Source organism: Kitasatospora sp. NPDC001540 (assembly GCF_042894345.1).
Taxonomy (GTDB): domain Bacteria; phylum Actinomycetota; class Actinomycetes; order Streptomycetales; family Streptomycetaceae; genus Kitasatospora; species Kitasatospora phosalacinea_C.
Window position 1 is genome coordinate 21,569 of sequence record NZ_JBIAVO010000046.1, and the last position, 18,472, is coordinate 40,040.

Annotated in this window: 16 protein-coding genes and 3 tRNA genes; 18 read left to right on the plus strand and 1 reads right to left on the minus strand. The window is 73.7% G+C overall.

What is annotated here, in order from left to right; genetic code table 11:
* Positions 1-239 precede the first annotated feature (239 nt).
* The 9 genes from ACFY00_RS34170 to ACFY00_RS34210 all read left to right on the plus strand — a co-directional run bounded on the left by ACFY00_RS34170 (position 240) and on the right by ACFY00_RS34210 (position 11,553).
* The gene (locus ACFY00_RS34170; protein ID WP_388037079.1) at positions 240-3,845 is read left to right on the plus strand and encodes an Rne/Rng family ribonuclease; all 3,606 of its coding nucleotides are present in this window, start codon (positions 240-242) and stop codon (positions 3,843-3,845) included.
* A gap of 240 nt (positions 3,846-4,085) precedes the next feature.
* Positions 4,086-4,403, plus strand: coding sequence for a 50S ribosomal protein L21 (gene rplU, locus ACFY00_RS34175; protein WP_285737928.1), 318 nt, complete (start codon positions 4,086-4,088; stop codon positions 4,401-4,403).
* Between the two features lie 37 nt (positions 4,404-4,440).
* A complete protein-coding gene (gene rpmA / locus ACFY00_RS34180; protein WP_030906548.1) occupies positions 4,441-4,698 on the plus strand; it encodes a 50S ribosomal protein L27 in 258 nt (85 codons plus the stop codon).
* Between the two features lie 102 nt (positions 4,699-4,800).
* On the plus strand, positions 4,801-6,261 hold the full coding sequence (obgE, locus tag ACFY00_RS34185) for a GTPase ObgE (RefSeq protein ID WP_388037082.1): 1,461 nt from the start codon (positions 4,801-4,803) through the stop codon (positions 6,259-6,261).
* A gap of 192 nt (positions 6,262-6,453) precedes the next feature.
* Entirely contained in the window at positions 6,454-7,590 is a 1,137-nt protein-coding gene (gene proB / locus ACFY00_RS34190) for a glutamate 5-kinase (protein WP_388037085.1), read from the plus strand.
* A gap of 80 nt (positions 7,591-7,670) precedes the next feature.
* A complete protein-coding gene (locus tag ACFY00_RS34195) occupies positions 7,671-8,183 on the plus strand; it encodes a hypothetical protein (protein WP_388037087.1) in 513 nt (170 codons plus the stop codon).
* Positions 8,184-8,301: 118 nt separating this feature from the next.
* Positions 8,302-9,609, plus strand: a complete 1,308-nt coding sequence (locus ACFY00_RS34200) for a glutamate-5-semialdehyde dehydrogenase (RefSeq protein ID WP_388037090.1) — start codon at positions 8,302-8,304, stop codon at positions 9,607-9,609.
* A gap of 113 nt (positions 9,610-9,722) precedes the next feature.
* Positions 9,723-10,385, plus strand: coding sequence for a hypothetical protein (locus ACFY00_RS34205; protein ID WP_388037092.1), 663 nt, complete (start codon positions 9,723-9,725; stop codon positions 10,383-10,385).
* 109 nt (positions 10,386-10,494) lie between these two features.
* On the plus strand, positions 10,495-11,553 hold the full coding sequence (locus ACFY00_RS34210; protein ID WP_388037095.1) for a hypothetical protein: 1,059 nt from the start codon (positions 10,495-10,497) through the stop codon (positions 11,551-11,553).
* Between the two features lie 63 nt (positions 11,554-11,616).
* Here ACFY00_RS34210 and ACFY00_RS34215 read toward each other — a convergent pair whose 3' ends face one another.
* Positions 11,617-12,693 (minus strand): M48 family metallopeptidase, encoded by a 1,077-nt coding sequence (locus tag ACFY00_RS34215; RefSeq protein WP_388037098.1) that lies wholly within the window; start codon positions 12,691-12,693, stop codon positions 11,617-11,619.
* A 321-nt stretch (positions 12,694-13,014) separates the two neighbouring features.
* On the opposite strand from ACFY00_RS34215, the gene ACFY00_RS34220 reads away from it, so the two are divergent.
* From ACFY00_RS34220 to ACFY00_RS34260, 9 genes are all read left to right on the plus strand, one after another.
* Positions 13,015-13,245: a hypothetical protein gene (locus ACFY00_RS34220; protein WP_388037101.1), complete on the plus strand. Its 231-nt coding sequence runs from the start codon at positions 13,015-13,017 to the stop codon at positions 13,243-13,245.
* 239 nt (positions 13,246-13,484) lie between these two features.
* On the plus strand, positions 13,485-13,634 hold the full coding sequence (locus ACFY00_RS34225) for a hypothetical protein (protein WP_285737937.1): 150 nt from the start codon (positions 13,485-13,487) through the stop codon (positions 13,632-13,634).
* 203 nt (positions 13,635-13,837) lie between these two features.
* On the plus strand, positions 13,838-14,533 hold the full coding sequence (nadD, locus tag ACFY00_RS34230; protein ID WP_388037104.1) for a nicotinate-nucleotide adenylyltransferase: 696 nt from the start codon (positions 13,838-13,840) through the stop codon (positions 14,531-14,533).
* 19 nt (positions 14,534-14,552) lie between these two features.
* On the plus strand, positions 14,553-16,625 hold the full coding sequence (locus ACFY00_RS34235; protein ID WP_388037107.1) for an LCP family protein: 2,073 nt from the start codon (positions 14,553-14,555) through the stop codon (positions 16,623-16,625).
* Between the two features lie 119 nt (positions 16,626-16,744).
* Entirely contained in the window at positions 16,745-17,182 is a 438-nt protein-coding gene (rsfS, locus tag ACFY00_RS34240; RefSeq protein ID WP_388037110.1) for a ribosome silencing factor, read from the plus strand.
* On the plus strand, positions 17,179-17,826 hold the full coding sequence (locus tag ACFY00_RS34245) for a histidine phosphatase family protein (protein WP_388037146.1): 648 nt from the start codon (positions 17,179-17,181) through the stop codon (positions 17,824-17,826). The genes rsfS and ACFY00_RS34245 overlap by 4 nt, the downstream gene beginning before the upstream one ends.
* A 120-nt stretch (positions 17,827-17,946) precedes the next feature.
* Positions 17,947-18,019 (plus strand) — tRNA-Ala (locus tag ACFY00_RS34250).
* Between the two features lie 38 nt (positions 18,020-18,057).
* Positions 18,058-18,130, plus strand: a tRNA-Ala gene (locus ACFY00_RS34255).
* A gap of 194 nt (positions 18,131-18,324) precedes the next feature.
* Positions 18,325-18,397 (plus strand) — tRNA-Ala (locus tag ACFY00_RS34260).
* Positions 18,398-18,472 lie beyond the last annotated feature (75 nt).

Here is an 18,472-nt window from a genome sequence, read left to right on the forward strand (position 1 = left end):
CAGGCCCGGCCACCCCTCGGCCCGGCCCTTGAAAACTGAGAAGACTGGTCAGACCAGAAGACTTTTCGACTCCCCGCGCCCCGCGGGGGGTCGAGCGAGACTACGAGCCCCTGTGCGGTCTCACGTCCGCACGACGGCACCGTGGGAGCCGGACCGCCCGAACGGCGGCCGGCTGGTGAACGCGGTGGAGCGTCGTGCCCGGACGCGGAGCCCGGGGGCCTGACGGGAGACACACCCGCATGCTCGAAAACACCGAACCGCAGCCCGCTGCGGCCGACAACAACGACAACAGCGCCGCCGACGGCTCCGCCGCGGCCCCGCTGCGCCGCCGTCGCCGGGCGGTCTCCCGCCCGGCCGGCTCCCCGCAGGGCGCCGCGAGCGAGGGCGCCGAGACCGTGGTCGCGGGCACCGCCGCGGCCGCCGAGACGGCCGCTCCGGCGGCCGAGCCCGCGGCGGAGGAGGCGGCGCCGGAGAAGCCGGTCCGCGCCCGGCGCGCCCGCAAGCGCGTCGAGGCCCCGGCCGGGGCGCCCGAGGCGGTCGAGGCCGCCGTCGAGGAGCCCGTGGCAGTCAAGGCGGTGGCGGAGCCCGAGCCGGTCGCCGAGGAGAAGCCCGTTCGCGCCCGGCGCGCCCGCAAGCGCGTCGAGGCCCCGGCCGGGGCGCCCGAGGCGGTCGAGGCCGCCGTCGAGGAGCCCGCGGCCGTCGAGGCGGTGGCGGAGCCCGAGCCGGTCGCCGAGGAGAAGCCCGTCCGGGCCCGGCGCACCCGCAAGCGGGCGTCCGCGCCGGTGCAGTCGCCCGCGGCCGCCGAGGAGCCGGAGGCCGTCACCGAGCCCGGGGCCGCCGCCGAGGAGGAGGCCGCGGAGGAGCCCGTGGCCGTCGAGGCCGTCGCGGAGCCCGAGCCGGTCGTCGAGGCCGAGCCGCCGCGCGCCCGTCGGCGGGCCGTCCGCCCGTCCACCGCGATCTTCCAGGCGCCGGTGTTCCAGGAGCCCGCGCCCTACACCGCGCCCGCGCCCGCCGCCAAGGCCCCCGCCGCCAAGGCTCCCGCCGTCAAGGCCGCCGAGCCGGTGGCCGCCGAGGCCGAGACCGAGCCGGTCTCCGGTGACGACGAGTTCGAGTACAGCGGCGTCGGCCGCCGCCGCCGGGTCCGCACCGCGGTGCGCGTCCAGCAGCCGGCCAGGTCCGCCAAGGCCGCCAAGCCCGTCCAGCAGCAGCCCGTCAAGGCCGCCGCCCCGGCCGCGCCGGCCGCGCCGGTCGAGGCCCCCGCCGAGGTCGAGGCGCCCGCCGCGGGCCCCGAGCAGGACGCCGAGTGGGAGGACGACCGTCCGTCCCGCCGCCGCCGTCGCGGTGGCCGTCGCCGCCGCCGCGGTGACGCCGAGGACGCGCCCGAGGCGGTCGAGGCGGAGCACGACGAGACCGAGGCCGAGGACGCCGCCCAGGAGGGCGCCGAGGAGCAGGACGAGGCCGAGGACGAGCACGAGGACGACCTGGCCGCGGGCCTGTCCTCCTCGCGCCGCCGTCGCCGTCGCCGCCGCCGCAGCGGCGAGGGCGGCGCCGAGCAGGCCGAGACCACCGAGGACGGCGTGCGCACCGTGGTGAAGGTGCGCGAGCCGCGCCGCCGCTCCGCCGAGCCCGCGTTCGACCCGGACGAGGTGCAGTCGATCAAGGGCTCCACCCGCCTGGAGGCCAAGAAGCAGCGCCGCCGCGAGGGCCGCGAGCTGGGCCGCCGCCGCGTCCCGATCATCACCGAGGCCGAGTTCCTGGCCCGCCGCGAGTCGGTCGAGCGGGTCATGGTGGTCCGCCAGAACGGCGCCCGCACCCAGATCGGCGTGCTGGAGGACGGCGTGCTGGTCGAGCACTACGTCAACAAGGAGCAGGCCACCTCATACGTCGGCAACGTGTACCTGGGCAAGGTGCAGAACGTGCTGCCGTCGATGGAGGCCGCGTTCGTCGACATCGGCAAGGGCCGCAACGCCGTGCTGTACGCGGGCGAGGTCAACTTCGGCGCGCTGGGCGGCCACGGCGGCCCGCGCCGGATCGAGTCGGTGCTGAAGTCCGGCCAGTCCGTGCTGGTGCAGGTCTCCAAGGACCCGATCGGCCACAAGGGCGCCCGGCTGACCAGCCAGATCTCGCTGCCCGGCCGCTACCTGGTGTACGTGCCCGAGGGCTCGATGACCGGCATCTCCCGCAAGCTGCCGGAGAACGAGCGGGCCCGCCTCAAGCAGATCCTCAAGAAGATCGTCCCGGACGACGCGGGCGTGATCGTCCGCACCGCCGCCGAGGGCGCCTCGGAGGAGGAGCTCACCCGCGACGTCCAGCGCCTCCAGCAGCAGTGGGAGGAGATCCAGAAGAAGGCCGCCACCGGCAACGCCCCGGCGCTGCTGTACGGCGAGCCCGACATGACCGTCCGGGTGGTCCGCGACATCTTCAACGAGGACTTCACCAAGGTCATCGTCAGCGGCGCCGAGGCGTGGAACACCATCCACGACTACGTCTCCAACGTCGCCCCCGACCTCACCGAGCGCCTGCAGAAGTGGACCTCGGACGTCGACGTGTTCGCCACCTACCGGATCGACGAGCAGCTGATGAAGGCGCTGGACCGCAAGGTCTGGCTGCCCTCCGGCGGCTCGCTGGTGATCGACCGGACCGAGGCGATGGTCGTCATCGACGTCAACACCGGCAAGTTCGTCGGCCAGGGCGGCAACCTGGAAGAGACCGTCACCCGCAACAACATCGAGGCGGCCGAGGAGATCGTCCGCCAGCTGCGGCTGCGCGACCTCGGCGGCATCATCGTGATCGACTTCATCGACATGGTGCTGGAGTCCAACCGCGACCTGGTGCTGCGCCGCCTGCTGGAATGCCTGGGCCGCGACCGCACCAAGCACCAGGTGGCCGAGGTCACCTCGCTCGGCCTGGTCCAGATGACCCGCAAGCGGGTCGGCCAGGGCCTGCTGGAGTCCTTCTCCGAGCCCTGCGTGCACTGCAACGGCCGCGGCGTGATCGTCCACATGGACCAGCCGGGCCACGGCCACGGCAACGGTTCGCACGCCGCGCCCGCGGCCGGTGCGGGCGAGGGCGGCGGCAAGCGCCGCCGCCGGGGTCGCGGCGGGGCCGGGAACGCCGAGGCGGACGCGGTCGAGGGCACCACCGAGGCGATCGGTTCGGTGGAGCCCGAGGAGGTCGAGGAGGCCGTCGAGGCGGCCGAGGTCGCGCTCGACGTCGTCGAGGAGCTGGAGCCGGTCGAGGCCTTCGCCGACGCCGAGGTCGTCGAGACCGCTGCGGCGGCCGAGCCGGTGGCGGAGGAGAAGCCGAGCCTGGTGGAGATCCCGGCGGCCGCCCCCGCGGCCGGTGGACGCCCCCGGCGCCGCGCCGTGCGCCGGGCCACCGCCCCGGCCGGGACGTCCGGCGAGGCCGAGATCGTGGTCCTGCAGGCCCGTGCCGAGGCCGCGATGGAGGCCGCGCTGAGCGCCGCCGCCGAGAAGTCGGCCGCGGAGGCGGCGGAGGCCTCCGAGGTCGCCCGGGCCGCGGCCGAGGTGACGGCCGAGGCCGTCGCCTCGGTGGAGCCCGAGGCGGAGGTCGTCGTCGAGGTCGAGACCGAGCAGCCCGCCGAGGCCCCGGCCGCGGAGGCCGCGGTCGACGAGGAGGCCGCGCCGAAGAAGCGCGCCGCCCGCAAGACCGCGACCAAGACCGCCGCCAAGAAGACCACGGCGGCCAAGAAGACCGCGGCGAAGAAGACCACCACCGCCGCGGCCGCCAAGAAGACCACCGCCCGCAAGACCGCCACCAAGCGGACCGGCGCGGCGGCCAAGAAGGCCGCGGCCGCCGAGGGTGACGGCGGCGCCGCGGAGTGAGCCCGCGACGGGGGCCGGGAGCACCGCTTCGGCGGCGCTCCCGGCCCCCGCGCACGTCCCGGTTTGTCTTCGGATGGACGGGTCCGTATTCTTGACCATCGGCGTGTTGACGCCGCGCTCCAGAGCACCTCACCTCCCGGGTGGACGCCGCTTCCGGCGTCCGACGGGGGAGGCCGCTTGTGTCCACACCCAGGTGGCTGGCATCCGGAGTTCCGACCGAGTTAGGAAAGTAGGTACCGCATGTACGCGATCGTTCGCGCCGGCGGCCGCCAGCACAAGGTCGCCGTGGGCGACGTGCTGGAGATCGACCGTATCGACGCCAAGCCGGGTGACTCGGTCGAGCTCTCGACCATCCTCGTCGTCGACGGTGACTCCGTCACCTCCGACCCGTGGGTGCTCGGTGGCGTGAAGGCCCACGCCGAGGTCGTCGACCAGACCAAGGGCGACAAGATCGTCATCCTGCGCTACAAGAACAAGACCGGCTACCGCCGTCGTCAGGGTCACCGCCAGAAGCACACCGCGGTGCGCATCACCAGCATCGACTCGGTCAGCAAGTAACCACTTCCCGCGGTCTTCCTAGAAAGGGGATAGCCAGATGGCACACAAGAAGGGTGCGAGTTCCACTCGCAACGGTCGTGACTCGAACGCTCAGCGCCTCGGCGTGAAGCGCTTCGGCGGCCAGGTCGTCTCCGCCGGCGAGATCATCGTCCGCCAGCGCGGCACCCACTTCCACCCGGGCGCCAACGTCGGCCGTGGTGGCGACGACACCCTGTTCGCGCTGACCGCCGGTGCCGTGGAGTTCGGCAACCGTCGCGGCCGCAAGGTCGTCAACATCGTGGCCGTCGAGGCCTGAGTCCGTACAGACTCGCTGTGAAGGGTGGGCCGGGATGATCCGGGCCCACCCTTCCGCTTTACCGCAGGACAACCTCATTTCTTCGCACGGGAGGCACCCCTCATGACCACCTTCGTGGACCGCGTCGAACTGCACGTCGCCGCGGGTAACGGAGGCCATGGCTGCGCCTCCGTGCACCGGGAGAAGTTCAAGCCGCTGGGCGGCCCCGACGGGGGCAACGGCGGCGAGGGCGGCTCGGTGATCCTGGTCGTCGACTCGCAGGTCACCACGCTGCTCGAGTACCACCACTCGCCCAAGCGCAAGGCCGCCAACGGCAAGCCCGGCGCGGGCGGCCACCGCACCGGCGCGGACGGCGCGGACATCGTGCTGCCGGTGCCGGACGGCACCGTCGTCCTGGACCGCAAGGGCAACGTGCTGGCCGACCTGGTCGGCCACGGCACCAGCTTCGTCGCCGCCCAGGGCGGTCGCGGCGGCCTGGGCAACGCGGCGCTGGCCTCGGCCCGCCGCAAGGCGCCCGGCTTCGCGCTGCTGGGCGAGCCCGGCGAGGCCCGCGACATCGTGATGGAGCTGAAGTCCGTCGCCGACGTCGCGCTGGTCGGCTACCCGAGCGCGGGCAAGTCCTCGCTGATCTCGGTGCTCTCCGCCGCGAAGCCGAAGATCGCCGACTACCCGTTCACCACCCTCGTCCCCAACCTCGGTGTGGTGACCGCCGGTTCGACCGTCTACACGATCGCCGACGTGCCCGGCCTGATCCCCGGCGCCAGCCAGGGCAGGGGTCTCGGCCTGGAGTTCCTGCGGCACGTCGAGCGCTGCGAGGTGCTGGTGCACGTGCTGGACTGCGCCACCCTGGAGCCGGGCCGCGACCCGCTCACCGACCTGGAGACCATCGAGGACGAACTCGCCCAGTACGGCGGCCTGGAGGACCGGCCGCGCCTGGTCGCGCTCAACAAGATCGACGTCCCGGACGGCCAGGACATCGCCGACCTGACCCGCGCCTCGCTGGAGGAGCGCGGCTACCGGGTCTTCGAGGTCTCCGCGCTCGCCCACAAGGGCCTGCGCGAACTCTCCTTCGCGCTGGCCGAGATCGTCTCCGCCGCGCGCGCCGCCAAGCCCGTCGAGGAGAGCACCCGCATCGTCATCCGGCCCACCGCCGTGGACGACGCCGGCTTCACCATCGAGGAGGAGGACGGCGCCTACCGGATCCGCGGCGGCAAGCCCGAGCGCTGGGTCCGCCAGACCGACTTCGCCAACGACGAGGCCGTCGGCTACCTCGCCGACCGGCTCGCCCGGCTCGGCGTCGAGCAGGAGCTCTGGAAGATCGGCGCCAAGGAGGGCGACACCGTCATCATCGGCTCCGACGAGGACGCCGTGGTGTTCGACTGGGAGCCCACCATGGCCGCCGGCGCGGAGATGCTCGGCCGCCGCGGCGAGGACCACCGGATGGAGACCCAGCGCCCCGCCGTCGAGCGCCGCCGCGAGCGCCAGCGCGGTCGCGACGCCGCGGAGCAGGAGTACCTGGACTTCGAGGCGCTCTCCTCCGGCCGCGAGCAGCTCGACCAGTAGGCGCGGACCCCGGCCCCGCGTGGGCGTGTCCGGGTGCGGCAGGGGCGTGGACTTCACCGTCCGCCCCCCTGTTCGCGCTCTCCGGGCCGGTCCCCGGACGGGCGACGTCTCACGCCTCGTCGCGATTTCGTGACCCGCAACCGCGCTCGCTAGATTGCGGGCGTACACAGGCTGCGTCGGAAGGTCGGGCTGATGGTGGACCAGTTGCTCCGCGAGGAGGTCGTCTCGGCGCGGCGGATCGTGGTGAAGGTCGGCTCGTCCTCGCTGACCACCGCGGCCGGCGGCCTGGACGCGGACCGGGTGGACGCGCTGGTGGACGCGCTGGCCAAGCTGCGGACCCGCAAGGACGCGCCGGAGGTCGTGCTGGTCTCCTCCGGCGCCATCGCGGCCGGCCTGGCCCCGCTCGGACTGGCCGAGCGCCCCAAGGACCTGGCCCGGCAGCAGGCCGCGGCCAGCGTCGGCCAGGGCCTGCTGGTGGCCCGGTACACCGCCTCGTTCGCGCGCTACGGGGTGCGGGTCGGCCAGGTGCTGCTGACCGCCGAGGACGCCAGCCGCCGGGCGCACTACCGCAACGCGTACCGGACGCTCGACCAGCTGCTGACCATGGGCGCGATGCCGATCGTCAACGAGAACGACACCGTCGCCACCGCCGAGATCAGGTTCGGCGACAACGACCGGCTGGCCGCGCTGGTGGCGCACCTGGTGCGGGCCGACCTGCTGGTGCTGCTCTCCGACGTGGACGGCCTGTACGACGGCGACCCGGCCAAGCCCGGCAGCAGCCGGATCGCGGTGGTGCACGGCCCCGAGGACCTGGCGGGCGTGGAGATCGGCAGCGCGGGCAGGGCGGGCGTCGGCACCGGCGGCATGGTCACCAAGGTCGAGGCGGCCCGGATCGCCACCGGCGCGGGCATCCCGGTGGTGCTGACCGCCGCCAGCCAGGCCGCCGACGCCCTGGCCGGCCGTCCCACCGGCACGCTGTTCCTGCGCACCGGCAGCCGCTCCGCCGACCGGCTGCTCTGGCTGGAGCACGCCTCCTCGCCGCGCGGCGCGCTGACCCTGGACGACGGGGCGGTGGCGGCCGTCGTGCACGGCGGCAAGTCGCTGCTGCCCGCCGGGGTGACCCGGGTCGAAGGGGAGTTCGCCGCGGGCGATCCGGTCGACCTTCTTGGCGAAAACGGTCACATCGTCGCCCGCGGACTGGTCAACTTTGATGCGAGGGAGTTGCCCCGTCTGCTCGGCCGGTCCACCCGAGAACTGGCCCAGGAGCTCGGCGCCGCGTACGAACGCGAGGTCGTCCACCGCGACGACCTGGTCGTGCTGCGCGGCTGAGCGCGGGCGGCGGGGCCGGTACGGGGGGTGGGAGCAGCGGACCGGGGGGTCCGCGCGACACGCTGAACAGGAGGCCGCCGGTGGTTCGCAGGCGGGAGGAAGCGCTGCCGGAGCAGAGGTCCGAGCGGCGGCTCACCAGCATCGAGGGCGGCCGGGGCGTCGAGCAGCGGGCTCCGCTGGAGGCCGACCGGGACGCCGCACCGGACGCCGGGCGGCAGGCCGGGCCGGAGACCCGGGGGCCCGTGCGGGAGCAGGCCCGGATGTGGCACGTGGTGCTGAGCGTGGCCGGGGCGGCGACACCGCTGCCCGAGCTGCGGACGGCACTGGAGAAACTGGCGCACGACCACTCGTTCTTCCTGACCGCCCGCTACGCCGCCGACCATGCCGAGGTCCGCTACTGGGAGGAGGCGCGGGACCTGCACGACGCGGCGGCGATCGCGCTGCGGCTGTGGGGCGAGCACAAGGCCAGCGCCAAGCTCCCGGCCTGGGAGATCGTCGGCCTGGAGGTGGTGGACCGCCCGACGTACCACAAGCGGGTCGCGGAGGGCTTCGGGGACCCGCCGCCGCAGCTCGGCGGGGTGCACCCGTACTGAGCGCGCCGCCGGTTCGGCGGGTGCCGCGGCGGGTGGGTCCGCGGGGGCGTCCGGGAGGACGTCTCAGCGGGCGAAATGCGCGGCGGGGCGGGGGCGTCGGCTCGCTAGGCTTGGTCGCATGAGCGATCTCACCGCCACCGCCGACAGCCCCGTCCTCGCCGCCGCGCGCCGTGCCCGGGAGGCGGCCGCCGCCCTGGCGCCAGTGCCGCGCTCGGTGAAGGACGCCGCGCTGCTGGCGATCGCGGACGCGCTGGTCGAACGCTCCGCCGAGATCACCGCCGCCAACGCGCAGGACGTGGAGCGGGCCCGGGCGGCCGGTACCGCCGAGTCGGTGATCGACCGGCTGACGCTCACCGCGGAGCGGATCGCCGCGATCGCCTCCGACGTCCGCAGCGTGGTCGGCCTGCCCGACCCGGTGGGCGAGGTGGTCCGCGGCTACACCCTGCCCAACGGCCTCGACGTGCGCCAGGTGCGCGTCCCGCTGGGCGTGGTCGGCATCATCTACGAGGCCCGGCCGAACGTCACGGTGGACGCCGCGGCGCTCTGCCTGAAGTCCGGCAACGCGGTGCTGCTGCGCGGCTCGGGCTCCGCGTACCGCTCCAACACCGCGCTGGTGGAGGTGCTGCGCGCGGCGGTGGCCGGTGCGGGCCTGCCCGCCGACGTGATCCAGCTGGTGCCGGGCGAGAGCCGGGAGTCGGTGCAGGAGCTGATGCGCGCCCGCGGCCTGGTCGACGTGCTGATCCCGCGCGGCGGCGCCTCGCTGATCCGCACCGTGGTCGAGGGTTCGACCGTCCCGGTGATCGAGACCGGCACCGGCAACTGCCACGTGTACGTGGACGCGCAGGCCGACCTGGCGATGGCCGTCGGCGTGCTGCTGAACTCCAAGGCCCAGCGGGTCAGCGTCTGCAACTCCGCCGAGACGCTGCTGGTCCACCAGGACGTCGCGGACGCCTTCCTGCCGCTCGCGCTGGCCGCGCTGGCCGAGGCCGGGGTCACCGTGCACGGCGACGACGCGGTGCTCAAGGCCGCCGAGGGCACCGGGGTGACGGCCGTCCCGGCGACCGAGGAGGACTGGGAGACCGAGTACCTCTCGCTGGACCTGGCGGCCGCCGTGGTGCCCTCGCTGGAGGCCGCGGTCGAGCACATCCGCCGGTACTCCTCGGGCCACACCGAGGCGATCGTCACCGGCTCGCAGCCCGCCGCCCGCCGCTTCACCCAGCTCGTCGACTCCACCACGGTGGCCGTCAACGCCTCCACCCGGTTCACCGACGGCGGCGAGTTCGGCTTCGGCGCGGAGATCGGCATCTCCACCCAGAAGCTGCACGCCCGCGGCCCGATGGGGCTGCCGGAGCTGACCAGCACCAAGTACATCGTCACCGGCGACGGTCACGTCCGCGGCGAGGCCCGGCAGACCGTCGGCGGCTGACCGCGGAGCCGGAGGAGCGCGGTCCGGGAGCGCGCGGCCGAATGCCGTAGTCCGCCCGGACCCTATCGGCGATACCCACAGACAAACGCCCCGGCCGGTAATACATTGAATCCGTGGCTGAGGATGTGGGGGGCTCGCCGTACTCCGACGGCGCCGACCACGGTGGTGCGGACGACGAGTTCGCCACCGTGGTCTTCGACGAGAGCTTCGTCCGCTCCGCCGCCGTGCACGAGCCGAGCGCCCTGGAGCGGCAACTCGCCGCCGCCGAGGCCCGGCTGGAGCCGGAACAGGCGGGAGCGGCCCGGAGCTACGAGTTCACCGAGTCCGCGGAGTTCACGGAACTCACCGCCGGGGGCGAGGCGCTGCCGCTGGAACTGCGCCCGCTGCCCGGAGGGCTGGACGAGGACCGCTTCTACCCCGATCCGTGGTCGGGCTGCGACCGGCAGGAACGGCGCACCCGCCGCTCCCGGGTCCGGGCCTTCGACCCGCTGCGCGGCGGCACGGTCGCCCAGCAGCGCTGGCACCGGCCGGTGGCCTGGGTGCTGGCGCTGGTGATGGGCGTCGGCCTGGTCGCGCTGTCGGTCGCCGCGGTCTACCGGGGCGTCGGCGGGGCCGCGCAGGAGACGCCGACCCGGCCGAGCAGCGGCAGCAGCAGCCAGAGCGGCGGCGGGCCGAGCCGCGGGAGCGGGGGGACCGGCGGAGGCGGCGGAAGCGGCGAGAGCCCGGCCGCGGCGCCCGGGCAGCCGTCCGCGGTGGCCGCCGTGCCCGTCGGCTGACGGCGCGCGCCCACCCCCGCCCACCCCTCCGGGCGCCCGTCACGCGCCGTGGCGCGCTCGTTACCCGCGCGCCCTCGTCGTGAACGGCCCGCGAGTCTACCCTGGTGTCATGGGTGACCCGCGCGAGCCTCCTGGGGGCACGCCCGAGGGTGGTTCCAACGATGACGAGTTCCGGTCCGTCGTCTTCGACGAATCGTTCGTCCGCGCTGCCCGGATCCAGGAGCTGTCCGCGCAGGAGCGGCTGTCCGGGGCCCTCGGACGGGCCACCCGGCCGCGCGGCTGGGGCTGGCTGGCGATGCCCCGGCAGGCCCTCGCCCTGCTGCTGGTGGTCGCGCTGGCGTTCGCCGCCGCCGTCTACTTCGGGATCAGCTCCCCGCGCGGCCGGGTCGCGCCGCCCAGCGGCACCCAACTGACCGTCAGCCTCACCCCGCTCGCCCCCGCCGGAGCGGTCACCGCGGTCGCCGACCACGCGAACCCGTTCGCCGGGCTGCCCGCCGGGTACGCCGACGGCCCGGCCGGGCTCGGGCTGCCGACCGCCACCGCCACCGCCCACTTCACCGGCTCCCAGGTGCAGCGGGCCCTGGACTCCGTCCAGCACTACCTGGTGGCCTCCGAGCTGACCCCCGCGACCCTGACCGCCAACGAGACCGAGCAGGTCCGCGCCCTGGTCACGGCCGGGGAACTGGCCCAGTACGACGAGAGCACCAACTCGCCCCGCGACGACCAGCACCACGCCGCCACCGGCTGGATGGTGCGCTTCGACCCCGGGCAGATCGCCCTCGCCAGCGACACCGTCAAGGCCACCGGCACCGTCCGCATCGGCGAGCGGGGCGGCGACACCCTGGAGGTCACCACCGACCACACCCTGGTGTACGCGCTGCGCCCGGCCGGCACCACCAGCGACCCCTCGGTCACCCTGTACGCGGTGCGCCGGGCGGTGCGCATCGACATCGACCGCACCGACCTCGACACCGGCCGACTGCGGGTGGTCGACGCCGCGGTGCAGGCCGGGCCCAGCTCCTGCGCGGCCGGGCAGAGCGCCTACCTGCAGCCGCTGCTGGCCACCGCGGCGGGCGTCCGCCCGAGCAGCCCGCCCGCCGTGGACCCGGCCGACCACGCGCGGCCGGCCTGGCAGTCCTGCGGGGTGCTCGGGCCGCTCACCGGCTGAACCGGGGAGCGGGCCGCGGCGGGTCGGGGCGGGCTGCGGTGGGTCGGGCGGGGCCCGTTCCGGTCAGGCCTGGGAGTCGCTGTCCTTGCCGCCGCCGCTCTCGCCGCCGTTGCCGCGGCCCGCGCCGGTGAAGGTGTCGCGGAGCTTGCCGCCGACCGTGCCGACGCCGTTGCCCAGGTCGCGCAGCAGGCCCATCAGCGGGTCCTTGCTCTCCTTCATCGACTGCGAGTACGACTCGGCGGCGGCCTTCCACTGCGCGCCGACCGAGGCGTCCGGGTCGTCGCCGCGGCGCGGGTACGCCCCGGCCATGATCGAGCGGTACTCCTCGCTCTCCGCCCACTTCTTCAGCTTGGCCACCCGCACCACCGCGAACGGGTGCGACTGCGGCAGCACCTGGAGCAGCTTCAGCACGCTGTCGCGCAGGTCGCCCGCCTTGTCGTACTCGGCGGCCTGGTCCAGGAACGCGTCCACGTTCATCTCGGCCATGTGCGCGCCGCCGGCCAGCTTCATCAGCGACCGCATCGACGCCTGCAGGTCCTGCCCCGCCAGCAGACCGGCCCGGTCGCTGGACAGCTCCGCCTTGCGGAACCACTCCTTGAGCGCGGTGATCAGCGCCATGATCGCCAGGTTGCCCAGCGGTATCCAGGCGACCCGGGTCGCCAGGTTGGTGAGGATCAGCAGCATGGTCTGGTAGACCGCGTGCCCCGACATCGCGTGACCGACCTCGTGGCCGATCACCGCGCGCAGCTCCTCCTCGTCCATCAGCTCGACCAGGCCGGTGGTGACCACGATCACCGGGGTGTCCATGCCGATGCAGTACGCGTTGACCTTCGGGTCCTGGGAGACGTACAGGTCCGGGACCTTGTCCAGGTCCAGGACGTACGCGGCGTCCCGCACCATGTCGTACAGCTCCGGGAACTGACGCTCCGAGGTCTTGACCGCGGTGGCCAGGAACATCAGGCGCACGCTGCGCTCCGACACCAGCCCGGCCAGCTTCTTCAGGACGTCGTCGAAGCCGCTGAGCTTGCGCATCGCCACCAGGCCGGAGCGGTCCGCCGGGTGCTCCCAGGCCCGGGTGGAGATCTCCGGGAAGCGCTGGCGGCGGCGGCTCGGCGCAGAACCCTTGGTCATGTCGGTCATTGAGTACCTCTCCTGGATCGACGCCGGCACCGGCCCCCTGGCCGGCCCCCGCTGCTTTCCACTTCAACGTCGGTGTGTCCGTACTCGTCCCCGCGGTCACGCTACGCCGTCCGTGCCGCCGCGGGGGAGACCCGGGCGGCCTCGCGGACGCTCGGCCGAGGACCCGTCGCCGGCTCGTCGACGGCTCGCGGTCGGGTTGCCGTCGGGTCGCGGTCGGGTTGCCGTCGGCTCGTTTCCGGTGCGCCGACACCCGGGGCGCCGGGCCGGGTCGGCCGTAAGCGGGACTACCCTGGCTCTGCCGTACCGAACAAGGAGCCCGTGATGTCCACTGCCGCCCTGGTCCAGCTCGCCGGACCGATCTCCACCGAGAACGGCCCCGGTCTGTTCCTGCGGTTCATCCTGATCGCCTCCTTCGTCGGAGTCGGCCTGATGGTGTGGGCGCTGGCCCGGGCCAGCCGCGACGGCGCCAAGCGCGACGCGGCGCGCGAAGCCGCCGCCCGTGAGGCGGAGCGGGCCGGGACGGCCGGGCGCACCGCCGACGACCTGGGCTGACCCGGGGACGGGGCCGACCCGGACCGGGTCGGACACCGGCCGGGCGTCGGTCGGACACCGGCCGGGCGTCGGTCGGACACCGGCCTGGCGCGGGTCCGGTCCGCGTCGACGGCTCATGGGTGGTCAGACGCGGTGGGCCGCCGCGCGGTTGCGTGTCAGGCCCCCGTACGATGAGCGCGCGGGCCGTACGGTCCGTGACCGCCTGGTCCTCACACCGAGCCGAGAAGGTCCCGCCGATCATGAGCTCTGCTGCCCTGCCCGCCATCGTCCGCCTCGCCGAGGAGGGCGGTAACCACGACAGCCTCAACCCCCTGCTGACGGGCGGCTCGGCGCTGTTCATCCTGCTGCTCCTGCTGTTCATCACCACCCGCTTCAACCGCGACCGCTGAGCCGCGGCCGACCGGCCGCCCCGACCCGGTAGCCGACCCGTCGCGCTGCCGCCCCCTCCGCCGTGCGTCCGTGCATTCGCCGCTGTGCGTCCGCGGGCGTGCGTCCGTGGCCCGGGGCGGCGGGGCGCGGCGCGGCCGGAGAACGGCCGGGGAGCGCCGACGAGCCGAACCCGGGACACTCGGGTCGCGTAAGGTGTGGCGCCATGAGAGAGCAGGTCGAGACCTCCGGGACGAACGTGGCGCCGGGCACCTCCGCGCCGGGCAGCCCGGCGCCGGACGCCACCCCGACACCGGACGGCGGTCGGCGCAGGCGACGGCTGGGCGTGATGGGCGGCACCTTCGACCCCATCCACCACGGGCACCTGGTCGCCGCGAGCGAGGTGGCGAGCGCCTTCCAACTGGACGAGGTGGTCTTCGTCCCCACCGGGCAGCCCTGGCAGAAGACCGACCGGCAGGTCTCGCCGGCCGAGGACCGCTACCTGATGACGGTGATCGCCACCGCCGAGAACCCGCAGTTCTCGGTCAGCCGGATCGACATCGACCGCGACGGTCCCACCTACACCGTCGACACCCTGCGCGAGCTCCGCAGCCTCCACCCCGACGCCGAACTCTTCTTCATCACCGGCGCCGACGCCCTCGCCCAGATCATTTCTTGGCGCTCCTCCGAGGAACTCTTCGACCTCGCGCACTTCATCGGCTGCACCCGGCCGGGCCATACTCTCTCCGACACCGGCCTGCCGGTCGGCGGCGTCTCGCTGGTCGAGGTGCCCGCACTCGCCATCTCCTCCACCGACTGCCGGATGCGCGTCGCCAAGGGCGAACCCATCTGGTACCTGGTGCCGGACGGCGTGGTCCGATACATCCACAAGCGGGCGCTGTACGCGTCGGCCCGGCCTTGATGCCCCCGGGAGGGACGACGTGACCGGAACGTCCGACGACCAGAACTGGTTCGGCCAGCAGCCCCCGCCCCAGTCCCGGCGGCCCCAGCAGCCCCCGCAGCAGCCCGGCTACTACGAGCAGCAGCAGGGGTACGCGCAGCAGCAGGGACAGGGACAGCAGCAGGGGTACGAGGGCTACGACAACTACGGGCAGGCGCAGCAGGGTTACGGCCAGCAGCACCCGTACGGGCAGGGCGGTCAGTATGACCAGTACGGCTCCCCGTACCAGCAGCAGCCCGGGGCGTACCCGCAGGACCCCTACGGCGGCGGGCAGCAGGCTGCGGAGCCCGGGTACCCGGCGCAGGGTTACGAGCAGGGCGGGTACCGGCAGGGCGGGTACGAGCAGCCCGGGTACGAGCAGGGCGGGTACGAGCAGGGCGGGTACGAGCCGCAGGGTTTCGAACAGCGCGGCTACGACGGGCAGTTCGGCGGTCAGGCGGGCGGGGAGGCGTACGGGCAGCAGCCCTACGACCCCTACTACTACGGGCAGCAGCAACCCGCGCCGGGGCTGCACCCGCAGGGGGTGGCACCGGCGCCGGTGACGGCTCCGGGGCAGGTGCCCGGGCAGGTTCCGCCGCGGGCGGCGGGGCGTTCGGTGCCTCCGGTGAGCCCGGTGGCCGCGCCTGCGGCCGCGGCGGGTGCTGCGGTGGTGCCGCCGCGGGCACGTCCGGGGACGGGCGCGGGCGCGGGTGCGGGGACCGCGTCGGTGGGGGAGGGGGCGGAGGAGCCGTCCGAGCAGGTCGGCGGGCGGGCGGCGGCCGCGTCGGCCCGGGCCAAGGCCAAGGGCGGCGACTCGTACACCACGGGTGAGTTCAGCTTCGTCGACGAGCAGACGGAGGAGTCCAAGGACGCGATCGACTGGCTGAAGTTCGCCGAGTCGCGCAGCGAGGTGAGGGCCGAGCGTCGACGGCGGCTGCGCAACCGGCTGGTCTCGCTGCTGGTGGCGGTGGTGGTGCTGGCGGCCGGCGGGACGGGCTACCTGTGGTGGACCGGGAAGCTCGGCGGCGGTGACGACGCGTCCGCGGCGGCCGGCGGCCGGTACGTCAACGTGGTCCACCTGCGCGACCCGCAGGGCAAGGTGACCACCGCCCTGCTGGTCGACGACGAGGGCGGGAAGAAGGCGACCGTGCTGCTGCTGCCGGACAACCTGCAGCTTCCCAGCAACGGGGCCTCCTCCACCACCACGGTCGGCAAGTCCCTGGACGACATCGGCGCCTCCGCCACCCGCGACGGCCTGTCCGCGGTGCTCGGCGCCAAGGTGGCCGGCACCTGGCGGCTGGACACCCCGTACCTGCTGCTGCTGGTCTCCCAGCTCGGCGGCATCAAGGTGGACACCAACGCCGAGGTGCGCGAGGACAACAAGGCGGACGGCAAGGTGCTCGCCGCGGCGGGCAAGGGCGTCCTGCTGAACGGGCACGCCGCCGTCGCCTACGCGACCCTGCAGGCGCCCGGGGAGGACCGGGACGCCCAGCTCGCCCGCTTCGGGCAGGTGATGGCCGCGGTGATCAACACCATGCCGACCACCATGGCCGACGCCACCGACGACGTGCACCGGATGAACTCGGTCGCCGACCCCTCGCTCCCGGAGAGCGCGCTGGCCGGCGTCCTGGTCAACCTGGCCAAGCAGGCGAAGGCGGGGCACCTGTCCACCGCCAAGCTCACCGCCAAGCCCGACGGCACGCTGGACGACGCCACGGCGGGCACGCAGGTGAAGGAGATCCTCGGCGGCACCATCGGCAGCGCCAAGGGCACCGGCGGCTCCACCCGCGTCGCCATGGTCAACGCCTCCGGCAACGAGGACTCGGGGACGGGTGCGCTGGCCGCGGTCATCAACGCGGGCATGGACGTGCTGCCCTCCAGCGCGAAGGCGCCCGTGCAGGCGACCTCCGAGATCCGCTACACCGACGACGCCATGCGGCCCGCGGCCCTCACCCTGGCCACCAGCATGAACCTGCCGGACTCGGTGGTGAAGAAGGCCACCGGGACGCAGAACGCGGACCTGGTCCTGGTGATCGGTAAGGACTACCAGCCGCCGGCGCAGAAGACGCCCTGAGGACCGGGTAGGACGCCGCGAAGGCGCGGTCGGAGCCCCCGGACGGAAAACGCTCGGGGGCTCCGTCGCGTTCGTGAGATCCTGGGGGAGTATCCCCACAGCCGATCCGGAAGAGCATCGTGACCGTCACCGACCGAAGCCAGGAACTGATCACCGTCGCCGCGCAGGCGGCGGCCGACAAGCTGGCGCACGACATCATCGCCTTCGACGTCAGCGAGGTGCTGTCGATCACCGACGCCTTCCTGATCGCCTCCGCCGCCAACGACCGCCAGGTGCGGGCGATCGCGGAGGAGATCGAGGAGCAGCTGCGCGAGAAGCTCGACATCAAGCCGGTGCGCCGGGAGGGCGAGCGCGAGGGCCGCTGGATCCTGCTCGACTACCTGGACATCGTGGTGCACGTCCAGCACTCCGAGGAGCGCTCCTTCTACTCGCTCGACCGGCTGTGGAAGGACTGCCCCGAGCTGCCGATCCCGGAGGACGCTCTGGCGACCCGCAACCGGCCGGAGAACGCCGTCACCGACGCCGCCGGCAACGCCGTCTCCGGGGGCGACCTCTGAGCCGCTCGGAGGCCTGGCCGCGCATCGTCCTCTGGCGGCACGGCCAGACCTCCTGGAACCTCGAATCGCGGTTCCAGGGCACCACGGACATCGAGCTCACCGACCAGGGCGTCTTCCAGGCCCAGCGGGCGGCCCGACTGCTCGCCGGCCTCCGGCCCGACCTGCTGATCTCCTCCGACCTGCAGCGGGCCCGGCGCACCGCCGCCGAGCTCGCCGCGCTCACCGGCCTCGAGGTGCACCACCACGAGGGCCTGCGGGAGACCTACGCGGGGGAGTGGCAGGGGCTCACCAACGCCGAGATCCGGGCCCGGTACCCGGAGCAGTACGAGGCGTGGGCGAACGGCGAGCAGGTGCGGCGCGGCGGTGGCGAGCTGGCCACCGAGGTGGCCGACCGGGCCGTTCCGGTGGTGCTGGACGCGGTGGACAAGCTGCCGGAGGGCGGCACCCTGGTGGTGGTCAGCCACGGCGGCACCATCCGCACCATGATCGGCCGGATGCTGGGCCTGGAGCCGCAGCTGTGGGAGCGCTTCGGCGGCCTCTCCAACTGCTGCTGGTCGGTGCTCGGCCAGGATTCGCGCGGCTGGCGGCTGCTGGAGCACAACGCGGGCACGCTGCCGCAGCCGGTCATCGGCGACGAGACCTGAGGCGGGGCCCGACGGCCCGGCCACCCGGATTTCACAGTTCCGGCTCTGACCAGCTAGAGTCTTCCTCGTTCGCAGCGAGGAACGCAGACGGGAAACCGGGGGCGGGAGTCGCGGAACTGCGGGGCTATAGCTCAGTTGGTAGAGCGATTGCATGGCATGCAATAGGTCAGGAGTTCGATTCTCCTTAGCTCCACTCCGCACCGGTGGTCCGTGAGTGGTCGTCAGTGTCGCGGGGCTATAGCTCAGTTGGTAGAGCGATTGCATGGCATGCAATAGGTCAGGAGTTCGATTCTCCTTAGCTCCACAGCAGTTCCGCGAGGCCGCTGCCCGAAGAGGGTGGCGGCCTTCGGTGTTTCCGGGGAGGGCCCTGCGGAGGAGGGTGTCGTGGGGGAGGATGCCGCGGGCGGGCCCGGGAGAACGGATTAGGGGCGAGGGCGCCGACCGTGTACAGTTGGCGATGTCGCCGAGGGAAACCGCAGGTGACAGCAGTAAGAGCATGGGGCTATAGCTCAGTTGGTAGAGCGATTGCATGGCATGCAATAGGTCAGGAGTTCGATTCTCCTTAGCTCCACAGCAGTCCGGAGGCCGTCCCGCGAGGGGCGGCCTCCGGTCGTTCACCGGACTTCCCTGCCGAGCAGGGGGCGGG